General features: G+C 46.2%; 12 protein-coding genes. 9 read left to right on the forward strand and 3 right to left on the reverse strand.

Features of this window, described 5'->3' with window-relative positions:
* Positions 1–35: 35 nt before the first annotated feature.
* The 3 genes from IM638_01560 to IM638_01570 all read left to right on the forward strand — a co-directional run bounded on the left by IM638_01560 (position 36) and on the right by IM638_01570 (position 2032).
* A complete protein-coding gene (locus IM638_01560; GenBank protein MCA6361699.1) occupies positions 36–380 on the forward strand; it encodes a helix-turn-helix domain-containing protein in 345 nt (114 codons plus the stop codon).
* 146 nt (positions 381–526) lie between these two features.
* On the forward strand, positions 527–1387 hold the full coding sequence (locus IM638_01565; protein ID MCA6361700.1) for a hypothetical protein: 861 nt from the start codon (positions 527–529) through the stop codon (positions 1385–1387).
* A 69-nt stretch (positions 1388–1456) separates the two neighbouring features.
* Entirely contained in the window at positions 1457–2032 is a 576-nt protein-coding gene (locus tag IM638_01570) for a hypothetical protein (GenBank protein MCA6361701.1), read from the forward strand.
* Here the strand turns inward: IM638_01570 and IM638_01575 are convergent.
* Positions 2029–3507 (reverse strand): hypothetical protein, encoded by a 1479-nt coding sequence (locus IM638_01575; protein ID MCA6361702.1) that lies wholly within the window; start codon positions 3505–3507, stop codon positions 2029–2031. The genes IM638_01570 and IM638_01575 overlap by 4 nt on opposite strands.
* A gap of 234 nt (positions 3508–3741) precedes the next feature.
* Here IM638_01575 and IM638_01580 point away from each other — a divergent pair, with 234 nt between their 5' ends.
* Positions 3742–4356 carry a DNA repair protein gene (locus IM638_01580; protein MCA6361703.1) on the forward strand — a complete coding sequence of 205 codons (615 nt, stop codon included), beginning with the start codon at positions 3742–3744 and terminating at the stop codon, positions 4354–4356.
* A 7-nt stretch (positions 4357–4363) separates the two neighbouring features.
* Here IM638_01580 and IM638_01585 read toward each other — a convergent pair whose 3' ends face one another.
* Both IM638_01585 and IM638_01590 read right to left on the reverse strand, forming a co-directional pair.
* Complete coding sequence (locus IM638_01585; protein ID MCA6361704.1) at positions 4364–7573, reverse strand: DNA methyltransferase; 3210 nt, start codon at positions 7571–7573, stop codon at positions 4364–4366.
* A gap of 645 nt (positions 7574–8218) precedes the next feature.
* Positions 8219–9751, reverse strand: a complete 1533-nt coding sequence (locus tag IM638_01590; GenBank protein MCA6361705.1) for a hypothetical protein — start codon at positions 9749–9751, stop codon at positions 8219–8221.
* Positions 9752–9946: 195 nt separating this feature from the next.
* On the opposite strand from IM638_01590, the gene IM638_01595 reads away from it, so the two are divergent.
* The 5 genes from IM638_01595 to IM638_01615 all read left to right on the forward strand — a co-directional run bounded on the left by IM638_01595 (position 9947) and on the right by IM638_01615 (position 16046).
* Positions 9947–11470, forward strand: coding sequence for a gliding motility-associated C-terminal domain-containing protein (locus tag IM638_01595; GenBank protein ID MCA6361706.1), 1524 nt, complete (start codon positions 9947–9949; stop codon positions 11468–11470).
* A gap of 10 nt (positions 11471–11480) precedes the next feature.
* A complete protein-coding gene (locus tag IM638_01600) occupies positions 11481–13325 on the forward strand; it encodes a gliding motility-associated C-terminal domain-containing protein (GenBank protein MCA6361707.1) in 1845 nt (614 codons plus the stop codon).
* Between the two features lie 7 nt (positions 13326–13332).
* Entirely contained in the window at positions 13333–14349 is a 1017-nt protein-coding gene (locus IM638_01605; GenBank protein ID MCA6361708.1) for a PorP/SprF family type IX secretion system membrane protein, read from the forward strand.
* A 26-nt stretch (positions 14350–14375) separates the two neighbouring features.
* Positions 14376–15218, forward strand: a complete 843-nt coding sequence (locus IM638_01610; GenBank protein MCA6361709.1) for a hypothetical protein — start codon at positions 14376–14378, stop codon at positions 15216–15218.
* Between the two features lie 102 nt (positions 15219–15320).
* A complete protein-coding gene (locus tag IM638_01615; GenBank protein MCA6361710.1) occupies positions 15321–16046 on the forward strand; it encodes a hypothetical protein in 726 nt (241 codons plus the stop codon).
* The last annotated feature ends 155 nt before the right edge of the window (positions 16047–16201 follow it).

Genomic DNA, 16201 nt, shown 5'->3' on the forward strand with positions numbered 1-16201 from the left:
GCCCCTCAGAGTATTGCAGCCAAAATATAACTGCAATGCTAAAAGTAACATTTGACACCCTCCCGGAAGCGGTTACACAGCTTTACGATAAGCTAACCGCTATTGAGCGCATTCTGGTTGAGCAAAACCCGCCTCAACACGCAGAAACCGAACAACTGCTCACTATTCAACAGGCCGGGGAATTTCTCAATCTCTCAGTACCTACGCTTTACGGCTATGTAAGCCGCTCCGCTATTCCGGTAAGTAAACGCGGAAAGAGGCTGTATTTCTCAAAGCTGGAGCTTTTGCAATGGATAAAAGACGGGCGAAAGAAAACGGCTGCTGAGATAAAAAACGAAGCTGAAAGCTATCTAAAATCTAAAAGGGGCAGAAATGGTTAACATCCCTTGCCCCTTACATTTTGTGCAGTTCAAAGATAGCGTTTCATTGTGCCGGATGCAACTGTTTTGCAGAATAAAAAGCTATTCTCTCACCCGCTTTAATGCGTTACTACTGCTGCCCGCCGCCTTAAAAAAAGGAGGCTAAAATGGTTGACTATATTAAGTTATCCATTACCTCCAAAAGTTTGGCTCATTACCTGCGAACCAATGTTTGCCACGTTCTGGATAATGTACTACACAGAACCGGCGATATTTCAAACTCTGTGTATGTAGGAACTATTGGGAATGAGTTTAAAGTAGAGGTGTTTAGTTCAAACAGGGTGCAGCTTTCCGGCAGCCTCCACAAATACTATACACAAGGCACAAACGCAGGGGATTTTACCTTTTCAATGGTTTGTGATGCTGTTGAAAGGTTAGCCGGTGAACTGGGAGTTTATCCGTATGAATTAATACTTCACAATCTGGAGATAGGCGTAAACCTGTCTTTACCTTACAGCCCGGATAATGTCTTAAAAAACATAGTATGCACAAAAACCGGCTGCCAGTTCAATATACATTCAACCTCTGTACGGTACTGCCCTAAAGGTGAGTACAGACATAAGATTTACAACAAGTCTGCACAGTACCCGATAAAGGACAAACACATTCTCCGTTATGAAATTCACATTGATAAAATGCGAAAAATACCCCCGGTGAAAACATTACAAGATTTAACCGAAATGCAGAACTGGTTTGAGTTTCAGCGGTTACTACTTTTACATTTTGGTGAAATTGTTTTTTTAGATTATTACGATTGGGAAATCCTACCTGAAACAGAGCGAAACTTCTATAAAAAGCACGGTTCAAAAATCAATAATATACTCTGTTGGAAAAGGTTTAAAGCCAAACAACGGCACGACATTTTCAAACAGTTGAAAGCTTTTCAAATAAAATATGGAGCAAACCGGTTTTCGTTTTACTTACACTCACTCATTGAAAAGAAAATAGACGAATTAAGAGTTTTGTAATGTTTTCACCGTTCAATTAATGGGTGAAAAGATTACCTGCGTATTTCTCTAAGAATTTAGGTTATCTATATGGGACGTTATTCTACACTACCAACACTGTACAACGAATGCCGAAAATTAACAGCCTCAAAGCTGAATAAATGGGGCTACATTCAACCGGGAGGGATTGTTTCCGGTGTGATAAGCTGGAGTAAAAACGGACATAAAACCGGCGAAGTTTCGGCCTCTCTCAGTTTCGCGGGTGCGTTGCCGGTTTTAACGCTGAATTATTGCTTCAACAAAGAACCCCGGGAGTTTACTGTACAGCTTACCTCCCGGCAGTCGAATTTAGGCCGGGGGCTGGTTTGGTACTTCGTTTGCCCGAAAACCGGTTTACTGTGCAGCAAACTGTATCTCATTAACGGCTACTTTGTACGACGTGCAACACACGGCACGGGCTTTTACCATATACAAACTATGTCGAAATCAGACCGGGTTAAAATGCAGCTTTACGAACGTTTTTTCAGGTGTGAGAATGCTTATATGGCTTTGTATAGTAAACACTTCAAAAAAACATACAACGGAAAGCCCACGCACCGGTATATGAAAGTAATGCAGCATATACGGCAGGGAGAGGGTATAAACGAGGAGGAACTTTACATTTAACCCGGTTTGCGGCGGCTTTCTTTCATTTCAAAAGCAACGCCCAAAGCCTTTGATATAAACCAGTCGTGAAACGGCAGTATTTCCCACCTGAACAAATGCCGGGTGTTTGCGCCGTGCAGAGCCGGTACTAAACCCGGTTGATATTCGCGGAGTTGGTTAATTACTTCGGATTTGTGCTGAAATACCTTTTTGAAATTCAAATCCGTTTCTGCCAGTGCTTCAACTAATTCTATACAGCAATGTTCCCGCGCTGTGAGTTGTCCGTATTTGGGCAGTGTTGCCAGTACACGGCGAAACATACCGGCAGTTTTGCTTTGTGTTTTTGTTTGCCCTTGCTCTGTATATGCAATAAGCAAAAGCAGCCGTGCAGACACCCCGAAACCCTCCGCGTCTGCTGTTTTCATATTCAGCAATTCAAGTACCTCAGCCGCCTCTGCAAATTCGTTTTTGCAAAGCAGCAGCAGAGCTTTCAGATAAACCGTTTTTTCTGAAAGTGGTTTTGTTTCTTTGAGCAGTTGAGCCGCAAGCGTAAAGCGTTTAAGCTGTATGTATGCCGCTGCTTCAATTTGCAGTAATTCGCTGAGGTCGAAATCTTGCCCGGTTTCAACGGCTTTGGCTTGCTGTGCTGTTATCAAAGCCTTTTCCGGTTTATTGCAATGCAAGTAAAGCAGCGCAAGTTTCAGCAGGGTTTCACGCTCTGGAGTACCGCTTTGCAAAGCCGGGGACTGTTTTATTAACCGAAGTTGATTTTTACGGCAGCGTACAACCTTTGCAAACTGATTGTTTTTCTCCGCGCTGAGTGCTTCGGTTTCAAACAAACAGAATGAAACACGCACCGAATGAAACTGCTTTTCAAGTTCGCGGAGTTCGTTTAATTGTATTTCGGTTGCTCCGGCGGGTGCAGCCTCAGCAAACCGGTAAAGCTCCCGGCAGGTGTGCAGCAGTTGCATACTTTGCAGGTATTTTCCCTCCAGCTTTTCATACTTTGCCCCCTGTGCCGGGTTTATTTGTTGCAGGTAGGCCAATATTTGCAGCAGTTCGGGGTAAAACTCAAACTGCAAAGCCGTATCGTAAACCGTGCTGAGGTAAAACCCTGCAAACACAGTTAAACCGCGTTCTAAAAGAAACTCCGCATGATGCAAGCGAACACGGCAAGCCGAAAACGCTTTTGTGTATGCCGTTTGTGAAATGTGCCGCTTTGTATTGATGTGAAGTGTAACAGCCTCCAGCAGCTTTTCTTTGAGCCGCAATACCAAACGACTGAAAGCCGGTACATTCATTTTACCGTAGAGCAAAAACTGTAATTCTCTTTCGGTGTGCTGTTCTTCGCTGCAAAGCAGGATTAACAGTTTTCGGCTTTTGCTTTCGTAGTTTTCCCCGCGTTCGTCAAACGCTGCAAGGAAGTTATGGCAGAGTGCAACTTCGTTTGGTTTCAGGGCTTTTACAAGGGCTGTGAGTGTGTTTATTCCGCTCATTGGTTTTACTGGTTTAAGTGAACCGTAAAACCCTCATTTCAAATATGCCTCAGCTTTGGGCTATGCTGCAAATAGCGGACACTCAAAAACACCTATACAGCACACTAACAACCGGTTACAGTGGTGCAGAAAACGCTCTGCCCTTTGTTGCTGCTTTGGCAGAGGTTGCCCCGGTCTTTCAACTCCCGCCTAAATGCTTAAATTTCGCATTAAGGTTTCTCTATCTTTGAGCGTATGAACGTGACATTAACCAAAACGCAGAAAATATTAATTGAAAGTTCCGGCGATATTGCCCGGATAATGCGGCAAATACTGCTACGTGAAAACCGCATAAGCCGCCAAAAAGAACACCTCTGGGCTATTGGGCTTAATGCAGATTTCAGCATTCTGTACGTTGAGTTAATTGCGTTTGGCATACCCGGCAAAGGCAAGGTTAAACCGATGGAAATTTTTCGTTTGGCGTTGCAAAAAGAGGCTGAGTATATGTACCTCTGCCACAACCGGAAAACGGCTGATATGGCCGCTCAACCAGACGATAAGGCGCTAACTGATCGAATGATACAGGTAGGCAATATTGTAGGGATTAACGTTTACGACCACGTAATAATAAATGCGAAAACCGAAGATTACCTCAGCTTTGCAGATGTGGGATTAATGGAGGAACTGCGAAAGAGTACAACGTGGATACCAAAGTTTGAGCAGATCAAAAAAATTAAGAAAATGGCTGCTGATGAAGCTGTAAAAAAAGACCGTATCACCATTGCCAAAACAATGAAGAAAAACAAGGTTTCGGCAGATTTGATTTCAAAGTTTACCGGGCTGAGTGTGGAGGAAATAAAAAGCCTTTAACCGCTAATTACTCAAAGTCTATTTTGTCTATCTCTTTCATTATACGCGCTGTTTCAGATAGTGCCACAATGATTTTCTGATAGTGCAAAATATCGTCGAACTCCAGTTTCCTTTCTTTGCGGTCTTTGAGCCATTTCTGGGCGGGCTGATAACCGCCTATATAAAACTCCCACGCAGTGGCCGGTACATTGTCGAAATACTGCGTTTCGTTTATATACACCCTGCCGTTTTTATACACGGGTTTGTTTACCACGTTATCCCCGTCAACCGGGTACTGTGTTATGTACTTTTCTACTTTCGGGCTTTCCAGCAAATGTATTTCCCTGAGTTCGCCGCCTAACTTTACTAATTTCCAAAACGTTTCTTTGTCTTTCGGATAGGGTACTCTGGGAAAATCTATTTTCAAAAACTCTTTGTATTTCTCCCGGTAGGTGGGCGAATGTAAAACGGAATAGATATAGTCTAAAATGTCTATTGGTGCGAAAGTATTTTTGCCCGTTTCTTTTTCCGTGGTGAATTTAAGAGCTAATATTTTACTTATCTGTGTAATAATTTCCGAGTTTAAATTTGGTTGTCTTTTATCGGTAAACTCCGAAACAATACTTCTTTGATTTTTTTCTTGAGGATTGACATATAATGGAAAGTAACTTCCAGAACCAAATCTTCCTGCTGTACCTGTTAAATTAAAATCACCAATCAGTTTTGTAATGAATATATAATGCCAGTTTCCTACGCTTTGACGTGCAATCACCATTCCTAAGTTATCCCCATTAAGAAAATGCTGCATTACTTGTTTTACAGGCCATCCAATAAACCCCTTTGATTCACCAGTGTAATAAGTCCATTTAATATCGAAAGGTCTATAATTGTATTTTACAAACAAATGATCCTTCAAGCCGAACGCCATTACATTATTTTTACAAAATTCTACTTTCCCATCTCTGCTTTCCCAGCTAATTTTATTGTATTTAATTTTTATTTCATCACAACTAAGATTGTAAATATCCTGAACCTTTTCAATGATTTCTGATTTTGTATTTTGAAATGCTAAGCTATCTCTTTTACTAACAATGCCTATTCCATTTATCTTAAAAAGACTAACCACAGAAAACCCATCATTATACTTTTTTGAATCGTTAAATTTCTTCGGCGTAAAAAAATAATTTGGTGTAACCGGATTAAGCCTCTTAAAGCCTATTTCTGATAGCTTTTTTGAACTTAGAAAATTGTATTTTTTATCTCTCTTCCCAAATAAATCTATATGGAAAACTTGCCCTAAATTATTTGACTTTTTTTCGCCGGTCTTAATAAATATATTAATTGAAACTCCTTGCTGAATATCAAATACATTTTCATCAATGCTACCATCCGGTGAAATCTCTTTCTTTTTACTATTCCCGTGCAAATCAATGGTATAAATTTTATCAAATGTCTTTAACAAGTTCCATCTCATCCCTCTAAACGTGGGGTTATCTAAATAGCTATTAGGATTAATGTAGGCTAATATGCCACTCCCGTTTTTTTCGATAAAATGCTGCCCATACCTAATAAATTTATTTTCATCAGCGTTTATCCATTTTGAATTTTTCTCTTGTAGTTTCCCCTTTGAATCTGGCTCTTTTTTGTAATCTTCCATCAACTTCAAAATCCATTCCCCTTTATTCGCACTTTCCCCACTATACGGCGGGTTTCCTATAATGCACATAACCGGCGTATCTCTTTTTATTTTGTTTGCCTCGTTTGCCTCCGCACTCAACCAGTTTGCAAACAGCGTTCCGGTATCGGGGTGGCTTTCTTCTAAACTGTTGGTAAGATACACGCGGAGGCGTTGGTTTTTGGTGGGCTTAAAACCGGTTTCGGTAAACAGTAAATCCAACTGCAAATGTGCCATTGCATAGCTTGCCATAAGCAACTCAAAACCGTTGAGGCGGGGCAGTAGATGCGTTTCTACATAGTTGCTCCAAATACCTTGTTGCCCCTCAAACTTTTTGTGTATCTGTTTAACCACCTCAGCCAAAAATGTACCTGTACCGGTGGCCGGGTCAAGTATCTGCACTTTGTGTACTTCCTGCTCAACCGTTTTTATATTCTCTTTGTAGCGTTTATCGGTTTCCTGCAAGTTTACTTTTACTTTGGTTTTGCTGGTATCTGCTAAACCGTTGGGCAGGTTAAACTCTGTTTTCAATACCTCATCAACAGCACGTACTATAAAATTAACTACCGGTGCAGGTGTGTACCAAACGCCCCGCGCTTTGCGTAGTTTGGGGTCGTACTCACTCAGAAAGGTTTCGTAAAAGTGTATTATCGGGTCTTCGGTTTTGGTGCTTTTGCCGTAGTTCTTTAGCAGTTCCTCCACGTTGCAGGCTAAAAACACCTCCACCAAACTATCTACAATCCATTTAATACGGTCGTCAATGTCAACCCCGGCAATGTAGCTAAATAGCTTTCTCAAAAATGGGTTTGATTTGGGTATAAGCTCCGCTGCTTCCTGTCTGCTGAATGTGGGCAGCGTGGGGTCGTGCAAACGTGCTGCAAACATGCCGTAGGCTATTGTCTGGGCGTACACATCTGCAAAGGCTTTCGGGGTAATGTCGTGTATGAGAATTTCTTTGAATGCGTGTAGCTGGTCTTTGAGTGTGCTGTTTTCTGAGGTTTCCTCATCGCTGTTCAACGCCTGTTCAATTACGTTTGCCAGCAGCCGGGCTTTGGCGGCCATCATTTCGGCTAATGTTTTGCTGCTCTTTATGGTTTGCGTTACCTCTAAAGCAAAATCACGGATAAGGTGTTCAAACGTTGTAAATGCTTCGGGTATAGGCTTTATTTCGCGTTTCCCGGCCTTATCTGTTATTTCGGCTATGCGGACGCTCTGCGTAGGCTTTCCGGCCTTGTAGAAGTGGAAATCCAGATAATCGGTAAAAATCAAATTGGTAAGGCTTTCCCGGTAGCGGTCGAACTGTTCTTTGTTGCCGCTTTTGTTTTTGCCCTGCAAATCGCCGTCCCCTACGTCTTTAGCTTCAATAAAACCCACCGGTATATCATTCCGGGTTAAAATATAGTCGGGTGCTCCGCATTTTTGGCGTTTGGGTTCGTTTGTAGCATACACACCGGGAATGAGGCTTTCAATGAGTAGCTGTAAATCACCCCTGAATGAGTGTTCGGTGGTATTGCCTTGCTTATATCGTTTATTGATACTGTCTAAATATTCGGCTACGTTCATACGTTCGGAAATGGAATTTGTGCAGGGAGGTTTTATTTTCTGCTAAAATACGGGGATAAATGAGAGCGTAAAACTATGTCGGGGAAACCGCTTTTGCCTGTTGCGGGAAATTTTGGGCTGTTTTCGGGTAGCTTTTTTGGTAGTGGGCATATTGTGGCTGATTGACCGCCTCCGCTGATTTTTGTACCTTATTTGTACCTCATGCGCGGTTATTTAGTATAAGTGACTAATAATCAGCATCTTGAAAATTTATCGACTTGCTTCAGTTTTAGCGTGCGGGTTTTATCGGCTTCGCCGAAGTAAACCCTTCGCAGCTTTGGTTGTTTTTTGAGATGATGGGTTAATTCTGTAAACGTAGAATGCGTGTTGTACATTCTGCAGCAAGTCTGGAGACTTGCGAAAGTTTTAGCGTGCGGGTTTTATCGGCTTCGCCGAAGCAAACCCTTCGCAGCTTTGCAGCTTTGTTTTATCGGCTTCGCCGAAGTAAGCCCTTCGCAGCTTTGGGCAGCTTCGGGCAGGTATTTCTTCCTGTTAAAACAAATTGACAGGCAGCACATCCGGGGTCAAAAGCGACCCCGGATGTTTCTTTTGCAACGACAGTTTGTTTTAGCAGAAATGCAGCTGTGGGCGATGGGGGATTGCACGTTACTGTTTATGCCTTTCGCGGAACACTTCGGCAAAAGTTCTGTTCTCGAGCTGGGCGCGAAGCCAGGCAATGCAATCGAAATATTCGAGCGCAGCTTGTTCGAAGCGGTTCTGGCTGAGTTTCTGTAATTGCTGAAGTAATTGCTGATAGACGATGCGCTGTTTTTCGCGGGTGATGGGCTTGGCGAGCGTGAGCGCAAAACGCAGCAGCAGATTTTCAGTGGTGTAAAGCCGGCGACGGCGGTCGAGATAATTTGAGGTGGAGCGGGCTATGGAGCCAATAAGTTCGTCGTTGCCGATATCAATGTGGATGAACAAACGAAAGATGCGTGCAAAGCTCACCACATCCTGCACATAATCGTGCTCATGTTCATTTATAATGCTGTTGAGCCATTGCAGGGCTTTTCGCACTTTACCATCGCCGTAATACAACAATGCAATGTTGTAGCGAAGTATGAGTTCAATGTCTTTTTCGATGAGTGCACCAAAGCGGGTGAGGTTTTTTTCCCAGTAGCTTACCCGCTGCACCCCTTCGGCAAAACGCCCGGCACATTGGAGTACATCCGACTCGATAATGGCACTGCGCTTAAATACCACAGCTTTGTTGTTTTCTGTTCTGAACTGCGGATACTGTGCATTAAGTTGCATGAGCTGCCGGTTAATGGCCAGCGCCTCGTCGTAATTGCGCTGGCTGCGATGCACCACAGCCAGGTCGAACAACACGCCTGAGTATTTCGAAATCTGAAGCGGGGTAGGCGAGGGCAGGTGTTCAAACAACATGGCCAGTTTGCGCCGGTGCTGCATGGTTTTGTCGAGATTGCCCAGCACCAGGTTGCAGTTGGCGTTGAGGCGGTGAAAAAAGTAGCGGGCCTCAAACGAGCGGGCTCTGGAAGCCGAGGTGAGCAGCGGATTTTTCAGTAAATCGCGGAATACTTTTTCTTCTTTGGCTGTTCGCGGCCAGAGACTTCGCCTTCGGCTGAGGTCGAATCTGTCGCTAAGATGCTGGTAGGCACTCAGGTTGGCGTATTGTTCAATAAGTTCTTTTTCTTCTCTGATGAGACCTTCCATTTTCCCTTCCATGGTTAGCGGATCGAAATGCCGGATCAATTGTTTTTTAAGAGCCAGCGCTTCGAGTGCATGCAGGAATAGTTCTTTTTCAATGAGACGCGGATAAAGCCTGTTCAGTCTTTTGCTTGCTGCTGTAAACATGCCTTTGCGTATGAGCAGGCTTGCCGCAAGCATTTCGGCCGAAGCAGCGGCCTGCGCATTATCGGGCTGATGCAGGGCGCAAAGTGCATCGAGAATTTGTGTAAACAGGTAGTTCTTTACCGCCGGCAGCCGTGATAAAAAACTCCGCCCTTTGAAATGCTGCTTCAGCGCAGCCTCATCATACTGTTTCTGTTTCAGCACTACATCAAAAACCTGCATGTAATCGGCATTGGCGGCCGCCGCTCCGCACCAGGTGCGAAACCATGCTTTTTCTTTTTTATCGAGTAAGTGAATGAGCTGATGCAATTCGGAAGAAGGTGTCATGCAAAGCGAAGAATAACCGGGTTTGTTTACCTTAAAAGTATTGTTAATAAAGGTAAAGATGAAGATTAAAGATTAAAAAATACAATTTGCCGGAAGAAGAATAAATTAAACCTGCCACCGCAGCTTGCCTTTTTTAACCGAAATTGCAGCATGGTAAACCGGTTACTGATTTTATTTTGTCTTTGCTGTGCGGGTATGGCGAAGGCACAAAATACGCCGCAGCATTATTTCCACAACCCCGCAAACGCCGGTGTAAATAATTCGTTTTTCCTCGACGGGCTTTGCAATAAATTTCTTTTCATTTATACCCAGGCCGAAATTGCGGGAATGACCAATCCGGTTACTTCTTCCATTACCATTGATACCATCTGGTTCAGACACGGAGGCAGTTCGTCAAATCCCTCCACCACATTTACCAACCTGGTTATTACACTTGGTCACACCACACTTGCGGCGCCGGTGGCTAATTTTGCGGCCAATTTCAATGCGGGGACACCGCAGGTGGTGCTCAGTGCCACAAGTTATACCTACACCAACAACACCGGTGCCTGGAATGTACCTGCCGACAACTGGACGCCCATTGTACTGCAAACGCCATTCACCTACAATTTCACCGACAATCTTGCCGTGCAGTTTGAGTTTGCCGTTTCGTCGGCCGCTATTGCGGGGCATTATGCCGATAACGGCGGTATTCCCATTACGCAGTATGCATCACCATCTACTTCGGCCACGGCTACGGCGTTTACATCGCGGCCCATGTTTGGCATTTCGCGCGGGTGCGGTGCGCCGGTGCAGCTGGGTGCCGATACTACATTGTGCGGCGGACAGCAGCTTACACTCAATGCCGGCAGTCCGAGCGCCACACACAACTGGAGCACCGGCGCCACTTCGCAAAGCATTACCGTGAGCACGGCAGGCACTTACTGGGTTACAGTGAGCGACAGCTGCGGCACACGCACCGATACCATTGTGGTGGCCGTAAACACACAGCCCGTGGCCGATGCCGGCAACACCGAACTCATTTGCCTCGGCAGCGGTGCACAGCTTACCGCCAGCGGAGGAAGCAACTACGCCTGGCAACCGCCTGCAGGCTTATCATCGGTCAATACAGCCATTACGTTTGCATCGCCGGTGGTTACCACAACCTACACCGTAACCGTAAGCAACGGCAATTGCATCGATACCGATACGGTTACGGTAACTGTTCTCCCGCTGCCAAGCGTAAACGCCGGGGCCGATGTAAGTGTAAACTATGGAATGGATGTAACACTTACAGCTGCAGGAAGTGGCAGCTTTTTATGGTCGCCGGCAACAGGTTTGAGTTGTGTAAACTGCGCATCGCCGGTAGCATCACCGGCGGGCACCACACAATATGTGGTAACCGTAACCAGTGCCGACGGCTGTGTAGCCAGCGATACCGTGCTGGTAACGGTTGAACTGAACTGCGGCGATGTGTTTGTGCCCAATATATTTTCGCCAAACAACGACGGGCAAAACGATGAACTGATCGTTTTTGGAAACTGCATTACATCTTATGTATTTGAAGTGTTTGACCGCTGGGGCAACCGCGTGTTTTACAATACTGATCTGAGCCGTAACTGGGATGGTACCTACAACGGCACGGCACTCGATAACGGAATATACGCCTGGCAACTCAGCGCCACACTTGTAAACGGCCAAACCGTAAAGCAAAGCGGCGATGTACAAATTTTACGATAGCGTAAACAGAATGAAGAAACTGAAAGTACTTTTCCTGCTTTGTGTATGTGCAACTTCAGTACATGCACAAACCATTTGTAACGCCGCAGGTAACGTAATGATTTACTCCAATTACGAAGGAGGAAATCTCACCATTGATGTGGATGTAAATATCCCCAACCTTAAAATTGGTATCTGCACTTACGAAGCAGTGGCGGTAAATATTACCGGTGCGTTTGCCGGAAATGTAACCGGTGTAATTTATGCGGGATTTGAAGGACTGAACAATACCAGTTGCGGACCTACGGTAGGATCCGTATCTATAAGCGGTGTACCGGCATCCATTGTAAATACCTACACCACAACTGACGGGAATACAGCCATCGCGAATTTTTTGGGCGATACGCTTCAGTTTATGACCATTCCGCTTGTAAACTGCATGGTAGGTGCCGAAGGCTGCGGACAAACGGCCAGCGGAGGCGGCAATTCATCGCCGCAGATTGTGCAGTTTTTTCTTTCCGAATTCGGCCCCGGAAGTACGCTTTACGCGCATTACACCGATTATATCTGTTTCCCTTCTTCAACCATGCTGGTGAGTAATGGTGGCAACTGTTGCCTGCAAACACCGTCCACTGCACCCAATCCCATTTATCGTCCGGCAGCCACTTATGATTTTATTCCGTCAGACGATACATTGCTGTGTAACGGCAGTATTACCCTTGATCTTTCGTTTTACCCCGTGCTGTTTCAGCCGCCCACTTACCCCGGTTACGTGTGGAGCGACGGAACCATCGGACCGGTAATCAATATTACACAACCGGGCGTGTATTCATTTACCGTGGGCGACTACTGTCATGGTTCATGGTCCACATTTTTAACCGATACGATTGTTGTACTGCCATGCTGTTCGCTCACCAATAGTGTGGCAGTGGCTACGGCTGTGGCCTGTTTCGGCGATGCCACGGGCACAGCCACAGCCACACCGGGCAGTGGCAATGCGCCGTTTACCTACAACTGGCAGCCCGCAGGTGGCAATGCCGCTACGGCCACCGGTTTGCAGGCCGGCAACTACATCTGTATCATTGCCGATTCATCAGGCTGTCTGGACACAGTAAGCGCAGTTGTTTCGCAGCCACCTGCGCTTACGGCCACAGTTTCTTCCACACCGGCGCTTTGTCCGACCGATAATTCAGGCACAGCAACGCTTGCTGCCGGCGGCGGCACACCGGGCTATCAGTACAGCTGGAGCACATCGCCGGTGCAAACCACGGCTACAGCCACCTCGCTGCTGCCCGGCACCTATTCCTGCACGGTTACTGATCTCAACAACTGCTCATCCACATTTACCACATCAGTTGCATCGGGAAGCGGGCCTGTAGTTACAGTGAGTCCCGGCGCTACTATTCTTTTCGGAAACTCAATCACACTCAGCGCAGGCGGAGCAACAAGCTACACGTGGCTGCCGCAAACCGGACTCAGCTGCAGCAATTGTGCAAGTCCGGTTGCCACGCCATCAGTTACCACTACTTACACCGTAACCGGCACCGATGCCAACGGCTGCAGTAATACAGCCGTGGTAACCATTGTGGTGGATGTGCAGTGCGGCGATGTGTTTGTGCCGAATGTGTTTTCGCCCAATGGTGATAACATAAATGATGTGTTCAGGGTGTTTGGAAATTGTGTGGTGAGTATGCAGCTTGATGTGTTTGACCGCTGGGGCGTTCGCGTGTATTCGGGCAATGATCCCGGCAGCGGCTGGGACGGTACCTGGCGCGGCAACCTGCTCGACAACGGCATTTATGCATGGCAGCTCCGGGCCACACTCATTACCGGCGAAACAATAGCGCTTGCGGGCGATGTTCAACTTATGCAATAACCGATTTATGAAAAAAAACAGTCTGCTTTTTTTATGCCTTCTTGCATGGTATTATTCCTACGGACAGGATGTGCATTTCACGCAGTTTACCTCAGGCATCGACTGGCTGAATCCTGCGGGGGCGGGTGCACTTTCGCCGGTTACGGCCAATGTAATTTACCGTGATCAGTGGGGGGGCATTGGCGATTTTTATCAGAGTTCCTATGCCTCCGGACAATTCAGGCTGGGTGAGGCGAAGGCAAAAAAAGGATTTTCGGCTGCCGGTGTTATGGTACTTAACGACCGTGCGGGTACAGCGCGTCTGAATACACTTAATGCGGGGCTTACGTATGCATACCATGTACGCCTCGGGCTCAAACAAACGCTGGGTGCGGGTGTATATGCGGGCTATTTGCAGCGGAGTTTTGGTGATGCCGGTTTGCAGTGGGGCTCGCAGTACGATGGTATGGCTTACAACAATGCGTTGCCGGGCGAAGCCACCACAAATCTGCGCCGGAGCATGATGGATTTTGGTGCGGGTATTTGCTGGACATTCAAAAGCAGCGAGTCGTATATGACGGCAAATAACCAGCGAATGTTTCGTTTGGGCGGCGGTGTGTGGCACCTGGCAGCGCCCAATATTGCATTCAACGGCACCGATGCTGTGGCGCGGCGCTATTCGTTTCACGGCGATGCATTGATCGGTATTTCCAATACACCGCTGGCCTTGCTGCCTGCCGTGCTGTTTCAGTATCAGCAAACCAGTGAACTTGTAGTAGGTTCGCTCATCCGCTATACCGTAAAAGAGGCATCGCGCTACACGGGCTTTGTATCGTCATCGTCGGTTGCAGTGGGTGCATACTGGCGTAACCGCGATGCCCTGGCTGTTGCGGCGCAACTGCAATGGAGCAACTACAGCCTCGGACTGAGCTATGATGCCAATATTTCATCGCTCAGCAATTCAACCAACGGACGTGGTGGTTTTGAAGTCACCTTCCGCTACACCGGCGGAAAATCAATAGGCGGAAAAACGCCCATTCTCTGATTGTTTCACCCTTAATACAAATGCCGATGAAAAAAACACTACACACGCTTCTTTTGGCCGGGTCGCTGTTGTTTGCTGCACACACGCAGGCGCAAACTATTTGCAATGCCAACGGCAATTTGTTTCTCTATTCAAATTACGATGGTGGTGCGCTTACGCTGAATGTGGATGTGAATATTCCCAACATTCACATCGGCATTGTATCCTATGAGTATGTGCGTGTGGCCATCACCGGCACGTATGCAGGTAATGTAACGCAGGTGTACTATGCGGGATACAACGGGACCAACAACAACTGTAATCTTCAGGGTTCGCCGGTTACTACAATTACCGGTGCAACCAATGCAACCAGCAACATTGTGTTTGCACCCAATGTTACGCTGAGTAATCCGAACGGCTATTCAAGCATCATCTGCGGCTATTCGTGCGATACGGCCAGTACGCAGGGAGGCTGCAACACGGTTGATCAGATTGTGGATTACTTCCAGCAAACACTTGGCAGCACGCTCTATTCGCACCGTGTGCAGTATGGCTGCTGGCCGTCGCAGCCGGTACCGCTGAGTTCGGGTGGCAACTGTTGTATTGGTTCGTCGGGGCCAAGTACGGCTGTGGCAGCATTGCCTGCGCTGCAACTGGGAATTTTGCAGCAAAACAATACTTGTGTGGTTACACTGCCTGCTGTAGCGGCGGCGCAACAGGTTACGCTTGAGGTGCTGGATATAACGGGGCGTGTGGTTTATAGCCAGCAGGTGCAGCCGGGTACTTCACAAACCACATTACTGCTTCATGAATTTACTTCGGGATTATTGTTCGTTCGTGCACACTGGAAAGATGGTACAGCAAGTGCTAAAATAATGATGACACAATAATTTTTTTTTGGTCAGGTGAAAAGGCGCATCCGGCTGTGGCTGTGGTGCGCCTTTGATTTGCAGCCTGCCTGCCCTTTGTATCTTTACTCAAACCCGAGCCGGATGAATAACACCCACGAAGTACTTATTATCGTTCTCTCCTCACTGGGACTGATGGCAATTGTGGCTTTGCTGACCCGGCGGTTTGTAAATAAACGTCCGCTTACTTCGGTATTGTATTTCATGGCCGATAAGCAACGGCCTGTTTTGCATATTCTTGGCTACGAGCGCATCATTCCCGAAGACGGCGATTCATTTGATGTGTATAAACATTATCTCTTTCACCTGCATACAGGTAAATTTGAACTGCTTGCCAAACAACGCGGCACCGGAATTGATTTGCAGAGTGAATTTGTGAAACGCAGCCTTTCCGCATATGCATCTAAGCATGGCGTGCAGCTCGAATTTGGCATACGTGCTTTAAAAAACAAATTTACACACCTCTATTCCCGGAACAGCAGCGATCCCGTTTTTGAAATTTACCACGAAGACAGCCGCCGCTCGGACACAGAACTTCCTCCGCAATTTTCGCCAAACGCTCTCCTCTTTACACGCTACACCGAACACGGTGTGGGTATGTTTACGCTTACAATCCGTATAAACGGACAAACCACACATACCTGCAAAATGAACGGAGCACCAGATCAGGACTGTTTCGGGTTTTACGACAACAACAGAAAACGATTGTATCTGGTTTATCTCCGTTCGAAATTAGTGGCTGTGGGAACTGGTTTTATGGTGATTGATTATGCGGAGGGGAAGTTGGTGAGTGATGAGTTTGTACGGTAAACGGATGAAGCGTAAAGATGTATATCCAATTTACATTTATCAATACTATCGAACGGGTCGCTATCTCTTCAATACAAATATTAGCAGTATTGTCTGCGTAGCCCTTGCCTGATCTGATTTGGTTATTCATGAATAGAACATACCGTTATCAGCTT

It is taken from the genome of Bacteroidota bacterium, assembly GCA_020402865.1.
GTDB lineage: Bacteria > Bacteroidota > Bacteroidia > Palsa-965 > Palsa-965.